General features: G+C 36.6%; 22 protein-coding genes. 5 read left to right on the top strand and 17 right to left on the bottom strand.

Features of this window, described 5'->3' with window-relative positions; all coding sequences use genetic code 11:
• Positions 1-10: 10 nt before the first annotated feature.
• The 14 genes from CCK98_RS07215 to CCK98_RS07150 all read right to left on the bottom strand — a co-directional run bounded on the left by CCK98_RS07215 (position 11) and on the right by CCK98_RS07150 (position 15,398).
• A complete protein-coding gene (locus tag CCK98_RS07215; protein ID WP_088085949.1) occupies positions 11-1,357 on the bottom strand; it encodes a UDP-glucose/GDP-mannose dehydrogenase family protein in 1,347 nt (448 codons plus the stop codon).
• Between the two features lie 50 nt (positions 1,358-1,407).
• Positions 1,408-2,871 carry a glycosyltransferase family 39 protein gene (locus CCK98_RS07210; protein WP_088085948.1) on the bottom strand — a complete coding sequence of 488 codons (1,464 nt, stop codon included), beginning with the start codon at positions 2,869-2,871 and terminating at the stop codon, positions 1,408-1,410.
• 69 nt (positions 2,872-2,940) lie between these two features.
• Complete coding sequence (locus CCK98_RS07205; RefSeq protein WP_088085947.1) at positions 2,941-3,882, bottom strand: FTR1 family protein; 942 nt, start codon at positions 3,880-3,882, stop codon at positions 2,941-2,943.
• 35 nt (positions 3,883-3,917) lie between these two features.
• Positions 3,918-4,670, bottom strand: coding sequence for a hypothetical protein (locus tag CCK98_RS07200; RefSeq protein ID WP_088085946.1), 753 nt, complete (start codon positions 4,668-4,670; stop codon positions 3,918-3,920).
• Positions 4,671-4,763: 93 nt separating this feature from the next.
• The gene (locus tag CCK98_RS07195; protein WP_088085945.1) at positions 4,764-5,543 is read right to left on the bottom strand and encodes a glycosyltransferase family 2 protein; all 780 of its coding nucleotides are present in this window, start codon (positions 5,541-5,543) and stop codon (positions 4,764-4,766) included.
• A 3-nt stretch (positions 5,544-5,546) separates the two neighbouring features.
• On the bottom strand, positions 5,547-6,995 hold the full coding sequence (locus CCK98_RS07190) for an alkaline phosphatase family protein (RefSeq protein WP_088085944.1): 1,449 nt from the start codon (positions 6,993-6,995) through the stop codon (positions 5,547-5,549).
• Positions 6,992-7,906, bottom strand: a complete 915-nt coding sequence (locus CCK98_RS07185) for a lysylphosphatidylglycerol synthase transmembrane domain-containing protein (RefSeq protein WP_256942535.1) — start codon at positions 7,904-7,906, stop codon at positions 6,992-6,994. Before CCK98_RS07185 ends, CCK98_RS07190 begins: the two co-directional genes overlap by 4 nt.
• Positions 7,907-7,922: 16 nt before the next feature.
• Entirely contained in the window at positions 7,923-8,879 is a 957-nt protein-coding gene (locus CCK98_RS07180; RefSeq protein WP_088085942.1) for a GDP-mannose 4,6-dehydratase, read from the bottom strand.
• Between the two features lie 113 nt (positions 8,880-8,992).
• Complete coding sequence (locus CCK98_RS07175) at positions 8,993-10,168, bottom strand: hypothetical protein (RefSeq protein ID WP_088085941.1); 1,176 nt, start codon at positions 10,166-10,168, stop codon at positions 8,993-8,995.
• Between the two features lie 181 nt (positions 10,169-10,349).
• Complete coding sequence (locus CCK98_RS07170; protein ID WP_088085940.1) at positions 10,350-10,925, bottom strand: HAD family acid phosphatase; 576 nt, start codon at positions 10,923-10,925, stop codon at positions 10,350-10,352.
• A complete protein-coding gene (gene ribD / locus CCK98_RS07165) occupies positions 10,925-12,031 on the bottom strand; it encodes a bifunctional diaminohydroxyphosphoribosylaminopyrimidine deaminase/5-amino-6-(5-phosphoribosylamino)uracil reductase RibD (protein WP_088085939.1) in 1,107 nt (368 codons plus the stop codon). The genes CCK98_RS07170 and ribD overlap by 1 nt, the downstream gene beginning before the upstream one ends.
• Positions 12,024-12,776: a GTP cyclohydrolase II gene (locus CCK98_RS07160; protein WP_088085938.1), complete on the bottom strand. Its 753-nt coding sequence runs from the start codon at positions 12,774-12,776 to the stop codon at positions 12,024-12,026. Before CCK98_RS07160 ends, ribD begins: the two co-directional genes overlap by 8 nt.
• A gap of 127 nt (positions 12,777-12,903) precedes the next feature.
• Entirely contained in the window at positions 12,904-14,319 is a 1,416-nt protein-coding gene (locus CCK98_RS07155) for a SpoVR family protein (protein WP_088085937.1), read from the bottom strand.
• A 92-nt stretch (positions 14,320-14,411) separates the two neighbouring features.
• Complete coding sequence (locus CCK98_RS07150; protein ID WP_256942275.1) at positions 14,412-15,398, bottom strand: M14 family zinc carboxypeptidase; 987 nt, start codon at positions 15,396-15,398, stop codon at positions 14,412-14,414.
• 149 nt (positions 15,399-15,547) lie between these two features.
• On the opposite strand from CCK98_RS07150, the gene CCK98_RS07145 reads away from it, so the two are divergent.
• Positions 15,548-15,802: a YhdB family protein gene (locus CCK98_RS07145; protein ID WP_088085936.1), complete on the top strand. Its 255-nt coding sequence runs from the start codon at positions 15,548-15,550 to the stop codon at positions 15,800-15,802.
• A 140-nt stretch (positions 15,803-15,942) separates the two neighbouring features.
• Here the strand turns inward: CCK98_RS07145 and CCK98_RS07140 are convergent, their stop codons facing one another.
• Both CCK98_RS07140 and CCK98_RS07135 read right to left on the bottom strand, forming a co-directional pair.
• A complete protein-coding gene (locus CCK98_RS07140) occupies positions 15,943-17,685 on the bottom strand; it encodes a phospho-sugar mutase (protein WP_088085935.1) in 1,743 nt (580 codons plus the stop codon).
• 201 nt (positions 17,686-17,886) lie between these two features.
• Positions 17,887-18,273, bottom strand: coding sequence for a YhcU family protein (locus CCK98_RS07135; RefSeq protein ID WP_088085934.1), 387 nt, complete (start codon positions 18,271-18,273; stop codon positions 17,887-17,889).
• 107 nt (positions 18,274-18,380) lie between these two features.
• On the opposite strand from CCK98_RS07135, the gene CCK98_RS07130 reads away from it, so the two are divergent.
• Positions 18,381-19,304 carry an RluA family pseudouridine synthase gene (locus tag CCK98_RS07130; RefSeq protein WP_088085933.1) on the top strand — a complete coding sequence of 308 codons (924 nt, stop codon included), beginning with the start codon at positions 18,381-18,383 and terminating at the stop codon, positions 19,302-19,304.
• A 57-nt stretch (positions 19,305-19,361) separates the two neighbouring features.
• Here the strand turns inward: CCK98_RS07130 and CCK98_RS07125 are convergent, their stop codons facing one another.
• Positions 19,362-19,619: a GlsB/YeaQ/YmgE family stress response membrane protein gene (locus CCK98_RS07125; RefSeq protein ID WP_088085932.1), complete on the bottom strand. Its 258-nt coding sequence runs from the start codon at positions 19,617-19,619 to the stop codon at positions 19,362-19,364.
• Positions 19,620-19,946: 327 nt separating this feature from the next.
• Between CCK98_RS07125 and CCK98_RS07120 the strand changes: the two genes are divergently transcribed.
• The 3 genes from CCK98_RS07120 (at position 19,947) to CCK98_RS07110 (ending at position 22,304) form a co-directional block, all read left to right on the top strand.
• Positions 19,947-20,564: a DUF47 domain-containing protein gene (locus CCK98_RS07120; RefSeq protein ID WP_088085931.1), complete on the top strand. Its 618-nt coding sequence runs from the start codon at positions 19,947-19,949 to the stop codon at positions 20,562-20,564.
• 11 nt (positions 20,565-20,575) lie between these two features.
• Positions 20,576-21,583, top strand: coding sequence for an inorganic phosphate transporter (locus CCK98_RS07115; RefSeq protein ID WP_088085930.1), 1,008 nt, complete (start codon positions 20,576-20,578; stop codon positions 21,581-21,583).
• Between the two features lie 133 nt (positions 21,584-21,716).
• Positions 21,717-22,304, top strand: a complete 588-nt coding sequence (locus tag CCK98_RS07110; protein ID WP_088085929.1) for a YitT family protein — start codon at positions 21,717-21,719, stop codon at positions 22,302-22,304.
• Position 22,305: the final 1 nt, after the last annotated feature.

The raw sequence follows: 22,305 nt of genomic DNA, 5'->3' as shown, positions 1-22,305 counted from the left end.
GCTATTTCGACTAGCTGCCTTTGTTTTGTAACACTGTGTTTATATCTCCAATTACATTAGGTCTGCCAATTGAATAATATTCAACTGGATATTTTTTTATAGATTCTAATTGAAAGCAATTTCTCCCGTCAAAGATAACGGGTTCTTTCATTAACTCATGGAAGAGATTTAATGGAACATTTTTAATTTCATCCCACTCAGTTACAATAAACGTAAGGTCAGCATTCATAAGAGCTCGCTCGACCGTATCTGCATAAGAAATTAGCTTTCCTAAAACCTTTTTCACATTTGGAATAGAGACGGGATCATAGGCAATAACTATCGCCCCTTCTTGAACTAGACGCTTGGCTAACTTAATCGAAACGGCTTCCCTGATATCGTCTGTATTAGGTTTAAATGAAAGCCCCAGTAATGCAACTTTTTTCCCACGTAAACTTTGAAATCGGTTCAGGGCCTTTTCCACTAGTTTAAGTTCCTGTCTTTTATTAACTTTAATAACCTCCTCAATGAGGTTAAAAGCTTCTCCCGCATCATTACCCATTTGAACTAGTGCGTGGGTATCTTTCGGCAGGCATGAGCCGCCAAAACCTACTCCAGCCTTAAGAAATGATGATCCGATCCTTGAATCCATCCCCATTCCAAATGATACGTCTTCAATATTTCCGCCAACATGTTCACAAATACTTGCGAGTGCATTTACGTAACTAATTTTTAAAGCTAAGAATGAATTTGATGCTATTTTTATTAATTCAGCACTATTCGTATCCGTTTTAAAAATGGGAATACCAAACGGCTGATATAATTCTTCCAACGAATGGAGGGCTTCCTCACTATCAGATCCAATAATTATCCGATCCCCGTGAAAAGTATCATAAATTGCCGACCCTTGGCTGATAAATTCAGGATTGGAAACGATTTGAAATTTAAGACTTGTTTGCATTTCGGATTGAATCCAATTTTTAATTTTTGCATTGGTTCCCACTGGTACCGTACTTTTTGTAACGACAATGACGTTATTTCGCTTTATTGACCTGCCAATTTCTTTAGAAATCTGTTCAATATATTGTAAATCAAGGGAGCCATTTTCATTTTGAGGAGTTCCTACTGTTATTATGATGATTTCAGCCAATTTAAAGCCAATAGCAGGGCTAGTTGTAAACCGTAACCGCCCCTCCTCCATATTTTTCAACATCAGTTCATTTAATCCTGGCTCATAAATTGGAGGATTCCCATTGTTTAATGTACTTACTTTATGATGGTCCTGGTCTACGCAAATCACATCATGGCCGATGTCTGCTAAACAAACCCCTGTAACTAGTCCAACGTATCCTGTTCCAGCAATGGCTATTTTTTTCAATGAAGATTTTCCTTTCCTTATTGAGTATTTCTTATTAATTACTACTCAGTTCATTGCTCCATCCATTTATATAAAATTATTTCATGATAAACTGGATCAAAAAGTCCGTTGGAATGAAAAGTTGCTATCTTTTTGATTTTCCCATCTATTGAAATACCTTGTGACCTAAATCCTTGAATCACTTTATCTGTAAGTAGGACGGTCCTGCCTTGGAAATATTTCGCATCATACCGGAAATATTGATAAGTTTCTATCCTTTTGTGTGTATATGGAACCTCTAAATACTGTAACACCCTCGTTTCTTCCCATGTGTAGAGTATAACAGGTTCATTCATTTTCTCAATAAATGCATTCATTTTATAAACAGCTGGAGGTTCTTTAGCTTCCGTCGCTAATAGGGTTACATTTTGATTTACCTGATGGCCAAGGACGAAAATGCTGAGTCCCACTACTAGAAAAGGGATTCTTTCTGAAAAAAGACGAATACAAAGGAAAAATATCAATAAGACCGCAAGCGGGAGCGCATGTCTTGCTTTTTCTACATTTTGAGCCAATAGTGCCCAACCAAAATAACTGCTAAACAATATAAAAAGAAGGTTCATAAATGGCCATCTTTTTTTTGTTTTTTTGAACGCCCTAATAAATATATAAATGAGAAGGAAAATATAAATGACAGCACTAAGCACAGATTCAGTTGCAATTCCTGTCCATAAGATGTTCTTTGAGGAAAAAATGATAAATCTATCAAAAAAACCAATATTAGCTGCCTCTACCGTTCCTCCCCAATCATTGAAATGACCGCTGGTAAACGCTAAAGAAAGCTTAATAAAACCGATGATACTCCCCTCAGAAATGACAAGACCAATTACCCATATTGCTTGAAAGATGACTCCCGAGATCAAGTAATATATGATCTCTTTCATTTTTAATCCATCTTTTTTTACTTTCCAATAAAACAGAAAGATTATACCGATTGCAAAGGGCAAGTAGGAAAGGCGAATTCCTAGCATAAGACTCAAAAAACCTAATGGTATTAAGATCGCTCTTGAATTTTTTTTGTTTAAAGCAAAAAGAAGGCTCCATAAATACCACCAAAATGCTGCCAGTGCCGCTCCTTCTGACATCGGCTGATTAACCATAATAACACTGTAGCTTGCTGAATAAATAAGTGCTGTAGATAAACTAGCAAATGATCTCTGTATGAATCTCCTGGACAACTTATAAATGGGAAAAACAGAACTAGCATAACAAAAGACATTAAAAATCGTTAATGCTTTTGATGGGTCCATCACAAACAGATGAATGAATTTCCCTCCTAAAATAAAAAAGGGATATCCAGGGAAGTGCGGCTGCATAGCCATTAAATCATAGCGCTTCACTGCCAGTGCAAAATCTACCTGATCCCACGAGGAGGTATATGGATTAATAAAATACAGTTGAGATATAAAAACAATAATTATAGCTGCAACACTTATCACTAATAAAAAGGGATCTTTTAAATTACTTTTTAACAATAAATATCCACCACCTGATCTAGAGAAAAAGTACAAGGCATCGGCCTTGTACTTTAAATGTTCAAAAATTCATTTCACTTGTGTCTCAAGAATTTTAGTTGTCTTTGAATTCGTTTTATTCGTTTTATTCGTTTTATTCGTTTGCTTGCTTCCTGCAGGTTTGGAAGAGGTAAGCAATAAAATTGCGACAAAGTATCCGATATAAGCCAATATTTCTTCAATAGAAGGCATGGAAGAATAGCCGAACAGCGCCTTTAGAAATATTCCAATATCCCCGGATAAAAGCGGAGCCGAACCAGTATCACGAAGGTAATGTGTGTAATCAATCGGATGCTCTGGCAGGAACCATGTTAGATCATATACATGTGGAAGAACACTGCCAATGATGTTAAGGTCCTGCATCATAGAAATCGCTTGAACTAGTAGTCCTGCAGAGATAAGAATAATAAAAGCACCGGTTATCTTGAAGAAGCTGCTTAACGGAATCCTCATCGTTCCTTTAAAGAACACATAAGAGACAATGGCGGCTATGGCCACTCCAGTAATTGCACCCCATCCTTGCATTGCAGCACCGATGTCTCCCCCTGTAATGGCAGCAAAAAAGAACACAGTTTCAACACCTTCACGAAGGACCACAAGAAAGGAGTGGATAACCATCCCCACTACATTACCAGTAGAAATAAACTTATTCATTTTTCCTTCCATGTTTCCTTTTAGATCACGGCTGTGACTAGCCATCCAGAATACCATTTGGGTTAATAATACGGTCGAAACTAGCATAATGCCTATTTTCAAGTACATTTCGCTTCCCATTGCGGCGAATCCAGTAAAGACAATTTGAAATAAGAGAGCTACCCCGACACTTGCTAAAACTGCAAGACCTGCTCCTAACCAAACATATTTCGTGTAATGCTTATGGTCCACTTTTTTAAGATAAGTAGTTATGATGCCGACAATCAACAAAGCTTCTAATACTTCACGGAATGTAATTAATAGAGCTTGAATCTCCACAGCCGTTTCCCCTCCCGATGGTGTTGTTTCAGTTTCTATTTTCTTCTTCTGCGGATAACAACTATCAGTACAGCTATTATTAATCCTGCGATTAATACTAGTGGTATCCAGTTTCGGATATTCGAAATATCCGTCCAGTCCTTTTTAGCAGTCCCAGCTTCTGTAGCACTTTCAGAAAAATGCCCAACTTCAAGGCTTTTTAAATTGAATTCAGTTTTTAATGAGTTTAGAATCTCGTCTTTATTTTCCTTAAATGCGTCTAAATTCGCCTCTTTTTTCCCTACACCAAACAATCCGGGATTACCCAATGCTTCAAGGGCCTGATCAAAATCCGTTCTGATTTTCTTATCATTCTCAGGTTTTTCAGCTTCCACTTTAGGAGACAACGCATCGTATGTAGCAAAGGCTTTAGCTAGGAGTCTTTTCGTTGTGTCATATTCAGCAAAGTCCTTTTCAATACTCTCTAAACGCCTCGCAATATTTAAAACCAGTAGTTTTTCCATATTGTCAATGGTAGCTTCCTTGTCCTTATCTTTAAGGTTACTCAGAATTAGCTTAGCAGGCTCTTGGCCCATATGCATATCAATCTCTTCTTTAACAGTTTCAAAGTTTTTTTTGGCGGAATTGTAATTGGGAGGATTCTCATCAAGCTTCACTACCATTTCTTTGTACACCTCAGCAACCTTCTCCTCATTCGGATCACCATAGGAATAGGCAAAAGCACTACTTAAAGGAATGCTGTAAAAAATAAATGCGAAAGTAAAAAATAATCCAAAAAATTTTTTCATTAAGAATTTCCCTCCTACATGGATAATGATAATGATTATCATCCTCGCTGTCAATGCAAGGATTTAGAATGTCACATATTTATCATATTTATCTTACTTATTAATCTCCCTTGCTTTCAACAGGTGTAATTCCCTGTCTCTTGCACCAGATGTTGTCCTATTATGGATCACCTTTTTCACTGGCCTCCTCATTTCTTTTAAAATGGCAGGTAAGACCGATGTCATATAACTACGAAACTTGATAAATGATTCCCCTGCTTTACGGACCTGATATCGAATTGGGACTTCTTTCATCCGAAAGCCTTTTCTAATGAGATTCAGCGTGACAACTTGTGCATAATTGTAATCATGAACAATTTCAGCTTCTTCCATAGCTTGTTTAGAAAAAGCTCTCATCCCAGACTGTCCATCATAAATCCATTTTCTTAGTAAAAGAGCTTGTAGAAACGTAAAACAATAATTCCCGATTCTCCTGTTCCACTGCATTCCTTCAATAGTTCCAAGGAAACGGGAACCCATTACATAATCAGCTGTTCCCATTAAGATGGGTTTGACAATATCAGGAATCTGATCTGCAGGGTATTCATTATCAGCATCAATCATGACACCAATATCTGCTCCATTTAAAACACAAAGCTCCAGCCCTTTACGAACAGCAGCACCTAATCCAAGGTTTTTAGCAAAGGTATGGACATAATCTGCCCCTGCTTTCCAGGACTGCTCGACCGTTCGATCATTAGAGCCATCATTTATCACTAAAACCTCTACTTTCACCTTTGGATCGAAATCTCTTGGTATTTTTTGAATGACTTGGGCAATCGACTCTTCCTCATTGAAAGCTGGAAGAAAGACAATTACTTTTTGCTGCTCCATTGATTAAACATCCTTCCTTACTGCCTCTATTAATACTGGTCCACGGCTGTGACTAGGATATGGTGCCCCCAACAAATAGGAAATCGTTGAAGCGAGGGAAACCAAGCTATGCTTTTCCTCCACACTTTTTCCTGTTTCAATAGACGGACCATACATAAAGAACGGTACGAATCTTTCACCTTCATCGAGGTGGCCATGTCCACCAATCCCATCAGCTTGACCATGGTCAGCACAAACAATAAACGTGTAATTTTCAAGCTTACCTTTCTCTTTTAACCACTCAAAATATTCTTTAACTAAGGCGTCAGCCTCTTCGATTTTTTGAATATATTCGTTATATAATACACCTCGGCTATGTCCAGTTTGGTCTGTACTTATTAATTGCACAATTTGCAAATCAGGATCTTGTTCTTCCATGATATTTTTCGCTCGATCAATAATTTTACGATCGACAACATTATTGTGCATTACGGCTGTGAATGTCTCTACATCCTTTCCAAAGGAATCAACGAGATGGGCTACCGCTAATAATGAACCCTTTTTCCCTACTTTTCTTAATGTGTCAAATACGCTCTCTACTTTAATACCCTGCTTCCAAACCATATTCGACTTGATTCCATGTTCAAATGGGTATGTCCCTGAAAACATCGATGAAAAACAAACGACAGTTCTTGCTGGGTAGACGGTTTCCATTCTAGTATAGTCTGTTCCATTTTTTCTCAAATAGTCGAGAAAGGGAGTGTTCGCTTCTTCAAAACGCTCTTTCCTCATTCCGTCAATGACCATAACAATAACTTTCTTATTAATGGCATCTGTCCGCTCATCAACATTAGAAGTAAAGGTAGGGATAATCTTCGGCTTCCAATCGAACAGATTTTTATGAAGAATCCAAGAAAACAATAGAATTCCTAAATAGAAGAATACGATGACTCCAATTTCACTTCCCGACCAGGTTTGCTTCTCAATAGTCAAATTCCAAAGTGATAATAACAAAAGAAACTTTGGCAGTTGTTCTTGGGCATTTCCACTTGTTGAATCACTATTTTTTAAAACGAGCTTCCAGAACCGGGTAAAATTCAGCCATGAGGTGCCGATGCGCAAATGATAATAAAATGTGCCCCAAAAAAAGACTGTAAAAAAGAAATATAAACCAATACCAGTAAAAAGCAGACTAAGATTCACATGATCCCAAATGATAAGAAAGGCTGTAAATGGGATCCATAAATAGTTTCTAAGAAATAATGGATAATCGTACAGGTAGTAAATAATTAATAGAGGTAAGATGGCTAATAACCCTAAGAATAGATCTAAACTGTAAGAAGGGGATCCCAACTTAGATAGGGAATAAATCAACATGGTACCGATTGTAAATATTGGAGTAAACGGCTTCCCTTCATTCAGAAGGTTCCAACACCTTGCCGCAACTTTTTCAAAAGAAGATGCTTTTTTCATTTTTGTCTTCCTCTCATTCTTAGAAACACTTTTATTTGTTTAAAATTTGATGCAGGTGAATGAATCAATAGCAGGAAACCAACGAAATAGGAAAAAATAAACTTATAACTATGGCTAATAAGAGCAACCATATATCCATCCTTTGTCGGAAACCCAAAACTTGTTAAAGCCGCGGTCATGACTGATTCGTATGTAGATATTCCCCCAGGTGTAATTTGAAATACCTGCCCACCGACAGTAATAGAATTGACCCAAATTGACTTATAAATAGAAAGACCATCACCTAACGAAGCTGTTACCCCCCACAAAACAGCGCCTTCCATAGCCCAGCTTAATCCAATTAAGAAAAAAATATAAACAAAATTCCAGCCCTTAAAGCTTGTTCTTAATAATAAGATATGCTTTTCCACAAAGAGTGGACAGTATTTAAAGACTATAAATCCTCCTATTAGAAAGCTTAAACCTAAAATAAGCAATACTCCTAATGACAAATGAAAGATAAACGCTTTGGAAAAAGCAATTAGTCCTATTATGGAAAATAACATTAGGAACAACATATCAAGCGATCTGAGCACAACTACAGAATGCGCAGAAATATCAGGACTTATGTTTTTTTCCTTCCAGGACAACACCCCTACCCTAACCGCATCCCCAACCTTTATTGGAGTGATATGATTTACGAAAAGACTTAAGAGAATGCCTTGTAAACAGCTTATAAACTTGGCTTTCTTTCCTAGATATAATCTCCACGCCTCAGCTCTGAGGATAAATGAGGATAGGTATCCCACGGTAACAACTATGATAATCAAAGGATTACCCAAGAAAAATTTTTTGGACCCATTTAAGAAGTTTTCAGCATGAAAATATCGCCAGGACAACAGGATAAAAATTCCTGCCAGAATGAATCCCATCACTTTAACCAAACGTTTAACTGATTTCCGAAACATGCTTTTTGGCCCATTCTATTGTTTTAGCAAGTCCCTCTGAAAAAGATATTGATGGAGTAAATCCAAGCTGTTGATGTGCCTTCGAAATATCCGCCCATGTGGAATTGACATCCCCTTGGCGAAAACCACCTTGTTTTACAGTTATATCAGGAAAATGCTGCTTTAAATACTCAACTAATTCCTCAATAAAAATCGGTTTACCAGACCCTATATTATAGGTACCGACCCTTTCAGTTTGGTTAAAAGCACTAATGATCCCTGTTATACAATCTTCTATATATGTATAGTCTCTAGCCGTTCTATTTCCAAACAATGTAATTTCCTGTTTATTCAGCAAATTTTTAATAAATCCTGTTATGGCCATATCTGGCCTACCCCAGGGTCCATAAACGGTAAAAAAGCGAAGGATAGAAATTTTATAGTCAAATATTGAAGAATAGGCATGGCAAAAGGATTCAGCCCCAAATTTAGCTGCTGCATAAGGAGATACCACCTTTCCCATCGCCATCTCTTCTTGAAGCGGAACGTTCTTTTGTTCTCCGTAAACCGATGAGGAAGAAGCAAAAATAAAATGTTTTACGTTTGATTGACCCGCAAATCGCAGTGCATTAATGGTGGCTTTAATATCATAGTCAACATACTCATTTGGGGCCGCTATTGAATGTGATACACCAGGAATGGCCGCTAGGTGTATTACCATTTCTGGCTTGTAGGAAAGAAAGATTTCCTTTACTTCCGCTTCGTCATTTATAAGACTTTTTTGAAAGAAAGCGAACTCTCCTGCTCCACGTGCAAATTCTAGCTGACGTTTTTTCCTAGCAACAGAATAGTAAGAATGCAGTTCATCGATAATTAAAACCTCATGGCCTTCTATTAACAATTTCCTTGTAAGATGGGAGCCAATAAACCCTGCTCCGCCAGTAACAATTACTTTCAATGTATAACACCTCTATACCTAGTTGGTCATCACGACTTATTATGTACATTATTCTCTCATATCAGAGAAAAAAGGAAAAACCTTGCGTAAGTTAACAAGGTTTTTCCTCTGCATTATTTCGCTTTTTCTACGATTGTATTCAGAGTGGAAATTAACTCGTTCAATTGTGCTTCACCAGCAGCTTTATCTTTAGCTTTTGCTGTTTCAACATATTTCTGTGCTTTTTCAGTTAATGTCTTATAAGCATCTTCACCAAGAAGGGTTTTGATATCTTCACCGATGATATCGATAAATAACGCACCCTCTAAACCAGTGATAACAGCTTTATCTTCGCCAAATAATTCTTTACTCTCACCGTATTCATCAATAGCAATTTTCGCAAAACCACGTACGAACGCTTTGTTAACAGCTGCTGGATCAACTGCTTTTACATCAGATTCAAGATTGAATTGTTTTTCAATGAAGGCAGTTTCATCAGCTGCATGCTTGCTCAAGTAACTGCTTAGAGATTGGTAAAATGCCCAGCCTTCTGCTTGCTCTACCTTAGCAAGTGCAGCGTCTTTCCCCGCTTCAGCTGCTGCCTTTGTTGCATATCCGTTTGGAAGTGCACCAGTTGCGAGATAGAAAGTCTTCATTAATGTTTTGTCAACCACTTGCTTACCTAAGTTAAAGCCCAGTTGATCATTATTTTTAACCGCTGTCTCGATTTCGCTGAATCCACCATCAATTACACTAACAAGGGTAGTACCATATGCAGCATCACGTTTTTCTACAGTTGTTTTAAGAATGGCATAATAATTTTTTGCTTCTTCTAGTTCTGCATTCACTTCTTCTGTGTTACCCCATTTTTCAGTTACTTCTGTAAAATCGTGTTTAATCGATGTATAAAATACCTTTTGCATTAATTTATCAAAGAGTTGTTTGACGACTACTTTGTCCATTGATCCGTCTTTACCTGCAGATAGAGCAGCAGTGATTTTTTCGTCGATCGTGTCTTCAAATTCTGCGTCACGTTGTTGAACTAGCTCTTTAAAATTCTTATTATATAAATCTGTTACTTTATCAAAATCAACTTCTTTTCCTTCTTTAGCTTTTTCAAGTTCCGTAGTAGCTTCAGTAAATACATCAGCATACGCTACTTTTTCTTTTACTTCTGTTTCTTTCTTCTCTGCTGATTTTTCTTTATTTTCTACTTTTGGTTTGCTAGCTGTTTCTTCCGCTTTCCCACAAGCTCCAAGAACTAATGAAAGGGCTGCCATAGCTGCTAGAAGTTTAAATTTGATCGACATTTTGTTTCCCCCGGTTTGTTTTTTTATTTTGTTGATAATGATTATCATTCACATTTATGATTATAAAGAGAATGATTATCAATGTCAATGATATTTAAAATTTTGTAACAAAAAAGACACTATTTAAAAAATAGTAAATAATAGAAAAGCTATCTTGCAATCACAAGATAGCCTTTATCTTCTATAAATTCTTACTAACTTTAATTATCTCCTCAAGATCGCTCCAATGTTTAATACGTGGTAAATCCAGATGCCGATTATAGGATTGATCCCTGAGAAAAATTTTAATTGATTCGTTTAATAATGTATTTAAAACCTCTGGTTTATCATCAAAATAATAATCGAGTTTTAACTTTTTAATGATTTCTACCTTTTCATGATCCTGCATTCCATAAAAAAACCTCTCCTCATGAACAGGAAAACCGTTTTCTATTAACCATTCTTTCGTTCTTTCCCCATGTTCTTTGGGTCTTGCCGTAATATAATAGATTTCATGCCCCTTCTTCTCTAGTTCTTGTAATGTTTCAACAGCATCTGGAAAAGCAGGACATGACGTATAATAAATTTCTTCTAAAGAATTGCGCCACATTTCTTTCCCTTGTTCATCTGTTAATCCAAAGGGTCCATGTATCTCCACTCGTTTTAAGTTATGAAAAACTTCGATCGGAACATTTTGATTCAATCTTTGATTGTATATGTTAAAGGCATACTCGCGTAGATTTATTAATGTATCATCGATATCAAAACCAAATCTCATCACAAATTTTCCTCTTTTGAATAATTCGGATAGCCAATAAATTTATAGTCTTTTCCAATTTTAATGATCGATGTATCTACTAAATCGACCGCATCTGCCATTTTCTCAATTCCTGATCCTTCCAGGAAAGTAGGTGCATGCCTTCCACCAATTAATTTGGGTGCAAAATAAAGAATTACTTTATCAATACATTTATTTTCAAGAAAAGAAGCATTTATGGTGCCCCCACCTTCAATTAATACAGATGAGATAAGGTGCTCACCTAATATCTCCATGACTTCCTTAGGATCTACTTTTTCCACCCCATTGGTAGGAAAGACTTTCATCCCTAAGGACTTTAATGTTTTTTCCTTATCCTGATCATATTTCTGACACGTAAATATCCAAGTTTCAGCAAGGTTATCTGTTACAACTTTTGAATCTAAAGGGATCTTTAAAGTAGAATCCAAAATAACACGAATTGGATTTCTTCCATTCGGAATTCGCGCCGTCAGTTCCGGGTTATCTTTTATTACTGTATTAACCCCTACAAGAATGGCCATATTTTCATTCCTCAGAAGATGGACATCATGTCTGGATTGTTCCGAAGTAATCCATTTACTGTTTGATGCATAAGTGGCTATTTTCCCATCTAAAGTAATCCCTGATTTTAAGGTGACAAATGGTTTTTTCTCCACAATGAATTTATTGAATACTTCATTCATCTTTTGGGATTCCTCTTGATGAACCCCGATTATTACTTCAATTCCTGCGTCTTTTAGAATTTTTACTCCATTCCCTGACACAACAGGATTTGGATCAAGTGTGGCAATAACGACTGTTTTAATACCGGCTTCTACTATTGCAACAGCACATGGGCCTGTCCTGCCATAGTGGGAACATGGTTCTAATGTAACATAAATGGTTCCGCCTTTTGCTGCTTCGCCAGCCATACGGAGAGCGTGAATCTCAGCATGAGGTTCGCCAGCTTTTAAATGGGCTCCGATTCCCACTACTCGGTTATCATTCACAATCACAGCCCCTACTAGTGGATTTGGGTCTGTTTGGCCTTTCATTGCACTAGCATTTTTTAGAGCTAACTCCATATAAAATTCATGGTTAGTCATTTGGACAAGTCCCCTTATCTCCTATATGACCTGACTTATTTACTTTTGTCTGCAGATATTTTTCGTTATACTCTGATACATCTCCCCACAAAGGCTTTCTGCCTGCTACCTCTAATCCAGCATTTTTTAATGCTTCCAATTTTTTTGGATTGTTAGTAATAAGTGTGACAGGTTTAGAGCGTAATGCTTTAAGGACTTGAATAGCATCCCCATAGTTTCTAGAATCATCAACAAAACCAAGGCCTTCATTCGCTTCAACTGTGTCATAGCCGTTTTCTTGAAGAACATAGGCCATTGCCTTACTGAATAAGCCAATTCCTCTTCCTTCGTGGTTAGCTAGATAAAATAATGCCCCTGTTCCATGTTCGGAGATCATTTTCATTGATTGTTTTAATTGAAATCCACAGTCACATCGCTTGCTTCCAAATATATCTCCCGTATGGCAGATGGAATGCATTCTAATAATGACATCATCTTCATATTCAAAGTCACCATAAACTAAAACGCTTGATTGTTGAAACTCTGCTAAATTTGCAGAAGATAACTTATCAATAATTCTTTCAAAATCCTCTGTTACTTCATCACAATTTAGCCAACAATACCATTTGAAGACAACTGTTTCTCCGTATAAATTAACAGGAAGCCGGATCGGCCCTACTAAATATATCGCACCTTTTTCTGTTTTTATTAATTGAATTTTGTCTTCTAAAACTGAAAGAACTTTAGAATTAAGAGCTTGTTTCATTTATTTATCCCCTTTTTAAGAATAGTTTTAACTACATTAACAAATACATTCATGAAATGATTTCCTCTCTCCTTTTACGAGTAAATAAAAAGAGGCTATCTTGATAGTACAAGATAGCCTTAAGAAATTACAAATATTTACGATGGACTCCTTTACCATCATAAGAAAATAACATTTTTCTATCTTCAATCATCGATTCGATATGAACAGGTCTGCCCCAAAGCTGTTGGATATATGGAAGAACTTTTTCTAGATATTTAACGTCGAGTTCTACCCCTTCATACCAGTGTTTTAGATATAGTTCCCCATTTTTTAAATAATCGCCATCATTGACAGTGATGTAAGGGAAACCTCCATTTACGCGCATATTTACAAGTTGATCACGAATCTGTTCCCATTGTTTATCAACAATTTTGTAGTCTCTTCCTTGTTTTTGGAAAAGATACATATCTTCTCGCATGACAAGGTCCTTATTTAAGTAATTGCGAAGAAAAGATATATCGGATTCTACTTCACGGACCTCAAACATTTTTTCCCGCCCTGATCCTGGAACCACGCCTCTTCGCTTCATCTCTTCCGTTGGATTGTTATAGCGTTCTTCAATATCCTCAAAAATCTTTATCCCCAGGTAATAAGGATTAATGCCCGTTTTTGATGGCTGTACAACTCCCGCATTCAATTTAGCAAACTCGATTGCCTCACCGCTCGTTAAATCCATTTCCCGTAAAATTCGTTGATGCCAATAGGAAGCCCAGCCTTCGTTCATAATTTTTGTTTCAAGCTGCGGCCAGAAGTAGAGCATTTCCTCCCGCATCATTGTTAAGATATCCCGCTGCCAATCCGCTAACTCTCTGCTATATGTTTCAATAAATAGCAACAGATCCTTTTCTGGCCTTGGAGGAAATTTCTTTTTCCGCGGTTGATTGGTCTCCTTTTTATCTTTTTCATCCAATCTCCACAGATCATCGTATGGAGTTGCTACTTGAAGCTCTAGGTCATCATCTTCCTCGTCGTCTCCAATGGACCAAGATAACTTAGGCCTCATAAGCGATGGGTCTATATGTTCATCAATAGCCAATACCGCATCTAAAAAGGTTTCCACCTCTTTTTTACCATATTGAACTTCATATTGATGAATTCTTTCTGCTGTGGCAGCCATACTTTCGACCATATCACGTTTTGTATTTTGAAAACGAACATTATTTTTAAAGAAGTCACAGTGTGCTAAAACATGGGCAACAATTAGTTTATTTTGAATAAGTGTATTGGAATCAAGCAAAAAAGCATAGCATGGGTTTGAATTGATAACTAATTCATAAATTTTACTCAGCCCTAAATCATAATGAAGTTTCATTTTGTGGAATTGCTTGCCGAAGCTCCAATGTGAAAATCGAGTTGGCATACCATAAGCCCCAAATGTATAAATAATTTCGGCAGGACAGATTTCATAACGCATTGGATAAAAATCTAAACCAAACCCGGTTGCTATTTCAGTGATTTCACTGATCGCATATTCGAGTGAATTACGACCTTCCACATTCATTTGGCCATTCCCCCTTTTCCTCTTACCACAATGTATGAAGTAAAAAGGGGAATGATGAAACAAGATAGAAAAAACAATAGGCAAGTATTGCTTTAATCAGGGATTTTTTTGGCTTCCTCAGCAAGTTTCAGGCCAACATATCGATTCCGTTTCCATTCCTTTTTAAAAATAGATAAGGGGGGATTTGTTTCGCCAACTAAATAACATATCTCAATTGTCATGGCAGGTCTGTGATAGGTTGTGATAAACCAATCCGTGAAACCGCCACCTACTGCGTCTTTTTCTGGCTTCGTTAATTTATAGCCAGTTATTTTCGATATCTGTTTAGCAACCAGTTTATCTCGTTTAAAATGCTTGCCATTTTTATAATTCCAAAAAATTTCTCTTCCCGCTGTATGATACGCGACTGCAATCGATGGGTTAATTTCGTTTATAAATTTCGTTAAGGAGAGTACTTCTTTCGATTCTAACGGTTTTTCTCCTTTATAAAATTTGTAGGAGGGTGATGCAGGATCTTGATTAAGACGATCCCACCCAGCTGGATATTGCCTATTTAAATCAATGCCCATTCCGTTTGCTTTCCATCGTTTAAAGTTATCTGATCCATCATTCATTTTCATCAAAAGTTTCTGATGTTTAGATGGAAAATTTTTAAGATTATTCTGTTGAATGGCCACTCCATCTGGATTTAACATTGGCACAAACCATAATGATACTTCATTAAGAATATGATTGGATTTAAATCCGAAAAGACCCTTCTCCTCATAGGAAGCTGTATAAGACTCAAGCATTTTCATTAACATTAAGCTTGTCAGCCACTCTCGCCCATGATGCGAACCAATCAAAACGACATTTTTCTTCCCTTTTCCCAGCTTAATTGCCCAAATATCCCGACCAAAGTGTGTTGTTCCGATCGATTTGATTTTTACTTTTTCTTGATACTTTTCGTTAATTTTTGAAAGGTCATTTTCTAACATTTCATAAGAATATGGCTTATTGGTCTTAACAATTTTAGCGTTTGCAACATTTTCCAGTTGAAGGGATAAAAAGAGCATGACGCAAATAATAATTTTTCCCATATGACCTCCACCTTGTTCAAAATGAAAATAATTTATACAGGTAAATGTTGAAAACCGCGTAAACAATGGGTGTCCAACATTTTCTGTGAAAGTTATCGTCAAAATATCATACAATAATCTCAACTCCTAATAAGGAGGAGATAAAACAAATGAATAAAATGGATTATGATCGAGCGTTATATTATACACATCGATCTGAGTGGGATAATTTGCTGATTTTAATGGTACGAACAAAAGACCAATTTTTATCGAAAAGAATTGAACAATTCCTGCATGCCTACAATTTCGAACGTGATTACAGTGTAATTGAAACCAAACTATATAACCTTCTTCGCTACATTGACCATGCGAATGAAACCGTAGAGCCTGACCCTAATGAGATACCGATGTATAGTCTTTCCTAAAATGATAAGTGAATACAATTTCTGACTGAGAAACTTTTTACAACCGGACCAAAGAATTCCACCAAAAAAAACACGGCCTCCTGAAATGGAAGCCGTGTTTTATTTTCATATTGATGTTCTTAGATCGTATAAAGATTGGACTAAATTTCTTGAACCATTTTCATTTTATCGTCAACTAAAGCCATAAAATCATTTTCAATCGATTTTAGTTTTATCTTGCTTTCTTCTAAACTTTTACTATTGACTCCAAAATAGAATTTCACCTTCGGCTCCGTTCCTGATGGTCTTAAACAAACCCATGAACCATCCTCGAAAGTATATTTTAAAACATTCGATTTTGGTAAATCAATTTCTTCTTCTCCATTATTCTTTACACGGATGCTTGTTAAGTAATCTTCAGTCGTGAAGGTGGTCAGGTTTCCAAGACTCGTAATTGGCTCAGATCGGAAGGAAGCCAATAATTGTTGGATTGTCTCCGCCCCTTCCTTTCCTTTTAAGGTTAAGGAACGTAGGCCTTCTTGGTAATAACCATACTTTTCAAATACTTCCATCATTCCTTGATAAAGGGTTTTTCCTTGTTTCTTATAAAAAGCACACACTTCGGTTGCTAGTAGAGCCGCTTGGACTGCATCCTTATCCCTGGCAAAGTCACCAATTAAATAGCCATAGGATTCCTCATATCCAAATAGAAATTTCAAATTGCCAGTGGTCTCATATTCATTAATTTTTTCAGCGATAAATTTAAATCCGGTTAAGACATCAACTGTTTCTAAATCATAAGCTGTAGCAATTTTCCTGCCAATTTCTGATGTAACAATAGTTTTTAAAACAACTCCATTTTCCGGGAGTGTTCCTTTTTCCTTTTTCTGTGTGATAATGTAATCAAGTAACAAAGCACCTGTTTGGTTTCCTGTAAGAACAATATATTCTCCTTCAGGATTGCGCACAGCAATACCTAATCGATCGGCATCGGGATCTGTAGCAATGAGAAGATCCGCTCCTACTTCTTTTCCATCACGAATGGCCAATTCAAAGGCTGCATGCTCTTCAGGGTTAGGACTTTTTACAGTCGAGAATTCCGGATCTGGAAGTTCTTGTTCTTTAACGATTGTTACATTTTTATAGCCCAATGCAGATAAAGCAGCACGGACAGGCTTATTAGCAGTTCCATGTAAAGGGGTAAAGACGATTTTAATATCAGTTTCTTCAGCAAGGTTTGGATTCTCTGAAATAGTTCTTAATTTCTCAATATAAGCATTATCAATTTCAGCACCGATCGTTTTAATTAATCCGGCAGCTCTTAAGTTTTCTTCACTATCAACCTCAATTAGTAATTCATTCTCGATCTCATTTACCTTGGCAATAACCTTGTCTGCTCCATCTGGCGGAAGTTGGCCGCCATCTGAACCATATACCTTAAATCCGTTATATTCAGGCGGATTATGGCTTGCAGTGATGACAATTCCTGAAAAGGCATTTAAATATCTTAGCGCAAATGATAATTCAGGGGTAGGCCTTAATTCTTCAAATACATATGTTTGGATTCCTTTTGAGGCTAACGTTTTAGCGGCCTCCATTGCAAATTCTGGTGACTTATGACGGGAATCATAAGCAATCACAACACCGCGTTGTTTCGCTTCTATACCTTGGTTTTCTATGTATCCTGCTAAACCAGCTGAGGCTTTGCGTACAGTATAAAGATTCATTCGGTTCGTACCGACACCGATTTCGCCTCTCATACCACCAGTTCCAAATTCTAAGTTCTTATAAAAAACCTCTTCTAGCTGCCCTTCATTCTTCTCTATTTCTGTTAATTGATTTCTTAATTCAGTATCTAATCCTTCAAACTCTATCCAACTTTTTGCTTTCTTCTTCCAATCCATAGGTGTCCCCTCCAGTTTCTGTCTACTCTATATTATTTCTAATTCCATGTTTGTTACTCCTTTAAAAATCTACTGAAATTAGCCGACAATTTTCGCAGGAATATATAATTGTTATTTTCTTTCCTTTTACTATATTACCTTAAAAATACTCATTACTAATAGAAAAAAATAAAAGCCTGCAAGTGGCAGACTTTTTTTTCATTATACTAGCAACTCATTATCAGCATTAGAATAAATACTTAGCATGTTTGCTCTGAAACATTTTGCCTCTTCAAAATGTTCATATTTAAATGGAAAAAATATTCCAAATTCCTGTAAGGTCTCAACATTCTTATTAAATAATAATGTATACTGAATATCAAGTTGAGAGGCCTCAAGAATAGAGATTAATGTTTGAATACTTGTCATTACCTGAAAGGCATCTTTTAATGTGTTAAAATCTTCAGATATATGCAAAACCTTTAACTGTTCAAATTGATTAATTTCCTCATCGGTATAGTAGAGAGGAAAAATATTGGAATAGATGTACCTCACCAGTTCATTAATTTCTTCTTCCTGACTTGGTGTGGAGGCAAAAACAATTTTCACTTTTAACCCACCTTTGCCATCGCTTATTTCTGTCTGATTGTATATCATAAGAATAACATAACAAAGCCTGTATTTACGGTGGTAATTATAACCTGAAGGAGAATTAAATGCTAAAAACAATGCGAATGGGTGAATGGTTTCAACTAACGGTTCCTTTGGAATGGAATGGAAGAACCATTGCTGATATTTTTCGAAACGTATGGGGAGCCCCCAAAAAATTAACTCATTCTTTTAGAATGGAAAATAAGGTTTTACTAAATGGAGACCAGGCTAACTGGAATATCCCTCTTAGTCATGGTTCGAAGCTGCAAGTTAAACTTTTTGAGGAAGAAGAATTACTAATCACACCAAACTATATAGATGTTAACATCCTTTATGAGGACGACCATGTATTGGTTCTTAACAAACCGCCTTTTATGAATACCCATCCGAATGACCCAAACGCCGATCTATATACTCTTGTTAATGCGGTGCAATATTATTTGCAATCAAATGGGGAAATAAGAAACATTCGGCAGGTTCATCGATTAGATCGCGATACATCAGGTGCCATCCTTTTTGCTAAACATGCTTTAGCTGGTGCTATTTTGGACAATATGCTCGAAAAACGGGAGATTAAAAGAACCTACATTGCTCTGGTTCATGGGATAGTTAAACAAAGAAGCGGAACAATTAAGGATCCAATCGGCCGTGACCGCCATCATGCAACAAAAAGAAGAGTTTCTCCAACAGGTCAAGAGGCACTTACCCATTACATGGTCTTAAAGGTAGACAAAGACAAACAACGATCCTATGTAAAATGTTGGCTCGATACTGGGAGAACCCATCAAATCAGAGTTCACTTAAGTCATCTCGGACATCCTTTAGTTGGAGATACTTTGTATGGCGGGAAAGCAATTATTAAAAGACAAGCACTCCATGCAGCAAAGCTTGAGTTGATTCACCCATTTACTCAGGATAAAATTGTATGTCATGCTCCATTTTTAGATCAACCTGCTATTTTTAACGAGATTGACATATATTCAATTTAGGTTATTGAACCACAAACCATTGAAAAAGCCTCCTGGTTTAGGAGGCTTTTTCAATGGTTATTTATCTGTTCTTCTAAAGGCTCGCAAAATGAAGCTTACCAGCAGAACCAATACAGCAGCGCCAATGATTGCAGGAACTATTGCAAAATCAGCCACATGCGGGCCCCAGTTACCTAAAATCGCTGTCCCAAGCCACGCCCCAACAAATCCAGCTATGATGTTACCAATGATGCCGCCCGGTATATCTCTTCCAACGATAAGGCCTGCTAACCATCCAATAATCCCACCAATAATTAATGCCCAAATGAAACTCATTTAGAACACTCCTTTTTAGTATTCAATTATTTGTCTCAGGCAGTATTGGAAAAGTAACTTAATTTTCATGCTACCTGTACCTATAAAGTACCCTATTTTCATTTTTATACTCAGAAAAGAAAAAATCTTACAACCTTCCTTTAATACATAAATCAATGAATTTAGGCAAAAGTAAAAAGGTCTCCATCTTAAAAATGAACTATTCGAAAAATTCCAATGTTAAGTTTTTGTAAAGTTACATAGAATTTGTTTCTTTTTTCGACATTTTTCAGATAAAATATTTAAGTTAGTCTACAAGACGTTTTAAATTAAAATGGGGGTAATTACATGGCATTTAAAAAAACTGATAAATTTATGGCATTACTTAGTAATATTTCTGCGAACCTTAAAGAAAGTGCAAATTTCTTCACTGACTATAAATTAAAAAATGTGAGTGATTTGAAAATTTTCTCAGAGAAAATGAAAGAACTGGAAACAAAAGGAGATACATTCGTTCACGAGGTAATCAAAGAATTGAATGATGCTTTCATCACTCCAATTGAACGTGAAGACATTCTCCATCTTGCGATGAGCATGGATGATGTTCTGGATGGCCTTGAAGGATGTGCTGCATTATTTGAAATGTATTCCATTACTAATGCAGATGACTATATGAAGAAATTTGTGGATGCTATACAAGCCAGTGTTCATGAAATTGACAAAGCGGTTGAACTGCTTTCAAATAAAAAGTTACAACAAATAAGAGAACATGCGATTAAAATAAAAGATTATGAATCCAACTGTGATAATATCTTACGCCAGTCGATTAAAAATTTATTTACGGTTGAAAAAGATCCAATCCGTATTATTCAATATAAAGAAATCTACGAAAATCTTGAAGATATCGCAGACTATTGCCAAACCGTTGCTAATACACTTGAAACCATTATCATGAAAAATGCTTAAGGAGCAAATATATGAGTGTTGTATTAATTCTAACGATTTTAATTGTAATAGGTGCCCTGGCATTTGACTTTATTAATGGATTCCATGATACTGCAAATGCAATCGCAACTTCTGTATCAACAAAAGCCCTAAAGCCACGCCAAGCAATTTTGCTGGCAGCCGTAATGAATTTTGTTGGTGCTTTGACATTCACAGGCGTAGCCAAAACCATATCTAAGGATATTGTTGATCCATTCTCACTAACTGGTGGTCATACCGGATCAATTGTTATTTTTGCGGCGCTGCTATCGGCTATTATTTGGAACTTACTCACATGGTATTACGGTATTCCAAGCAGCTCTTCCCATGCAATTATTGGTTCTATTGCTGGTGCGGCAATTGCTGCCAAAGGATTTGACGTAATAAAAGCAGAAGGTTTTAAAAAAATCCTCGAGGCATTAGTCCTATCACCGATCTTAGCTTTCACAGTTGGGTATATTGTTTACAGCATTTTTAAAGTCGTGTTTAAGAACTTCAATTTAACAAAGACAAACCGAAACTTTCGTTTTATCCAGATTGCTACTGCAGCATTACAATCCTATTCACACGGAACAAATGATGCACAAAAATCCATGGGTATTATCACCATGGCTCTGTTAGCTAATGGTTATCTACATACTGATGAGGTTCCTTTTTGGGTACAGCTCTCTTGTGCGATTGCAATGGGACTTGGTACCTCCATTGGTGGATGGAAGATCATTAAAACAGTGGGTGGGAAAATTATGAAGATCCGTCCGATTAATGGTGTCGCTGCAGATTTAACGGGTGCCGCCATCATTTTCGGGGCCACCTATATCCATTTACCAGTTAGTACAACCCATGTCATCTCTTCAGGGATACTAGGGGTAGGCTCTGCACATAGACTTAAAGGTGTAAAATGGGATACAGCTCAACGGATGTTAATTACCTGGGTCATTACATTACCAATAACTTCCTTATTAGCAGGTATCATTTATTTTATTTTGAATATCTTCTTTTAAAAAAACAACCAGGAATTTTTTCTCCTGGTTGTTTTTTTAATCATTTATTATAGTCATTTTTTTGGTGATATCACTTCTAAATGCCTCGAACTTTCATATTTTTATGTTAGAGGACAAGTTTTGAGGTGAGATTGTGAAGGAAAAAATTGCAGCTATGCTGCTTGGGAGTTTGCTATTGAGTCTTGGGGTAAATGGATTTCTAGTTCCCTATCACTTGCTAGACGGAGGGGTAATCGGCTTAGGGCTACTCATTCATTATTTTTACGGATGGCCGACTGGTCTAAGTATTATCCTTTTAAGTCTACCTTTATATGTCTTAGCCTGGTTTTTTGAGCGACGCTACTTCTACTTTAGCCTCCACGGACTTATCATTTCTTCGTTTTGTATTGATTTTCTTTCATTTATGAACGGTAAAATACAATTAGGTATATTACCCAGTACAATAATTGGTGGATTACTTGTCGGCATTGGCATCGGTCTTATGCTTCGTTATGAAACAAGTACGGGTGGGACTGATTTACTGGCTCAGATTCTAACCAAATTCACTTCAATAAATGTAGGTATCATTATTTTCTTAATCGATGGTCTAGTCATAACGAGCGGCATTCAAATAGTCGGTTTAGAAAAATTTTTTTATTCCCTTCTTACGATCATATGCGTCGGCTTTATGACGACCTTAACTGTTAGTGGTAATAATAATGAGCATTTTCCTTACTATTGAG

The sequence above is a fragment of the Bacillus sp. OV166 genome (assembly GCF_900177675.1).
In the GTDB taxonomy this organism is placed as follows: Bacteria; Bacillota; Bacilli; order Bacillales; family Cytobacillaceae; genus Neobacillus.
This window is presented reverse-complemented; position numbering and strand designations above follow the sequence as displayed.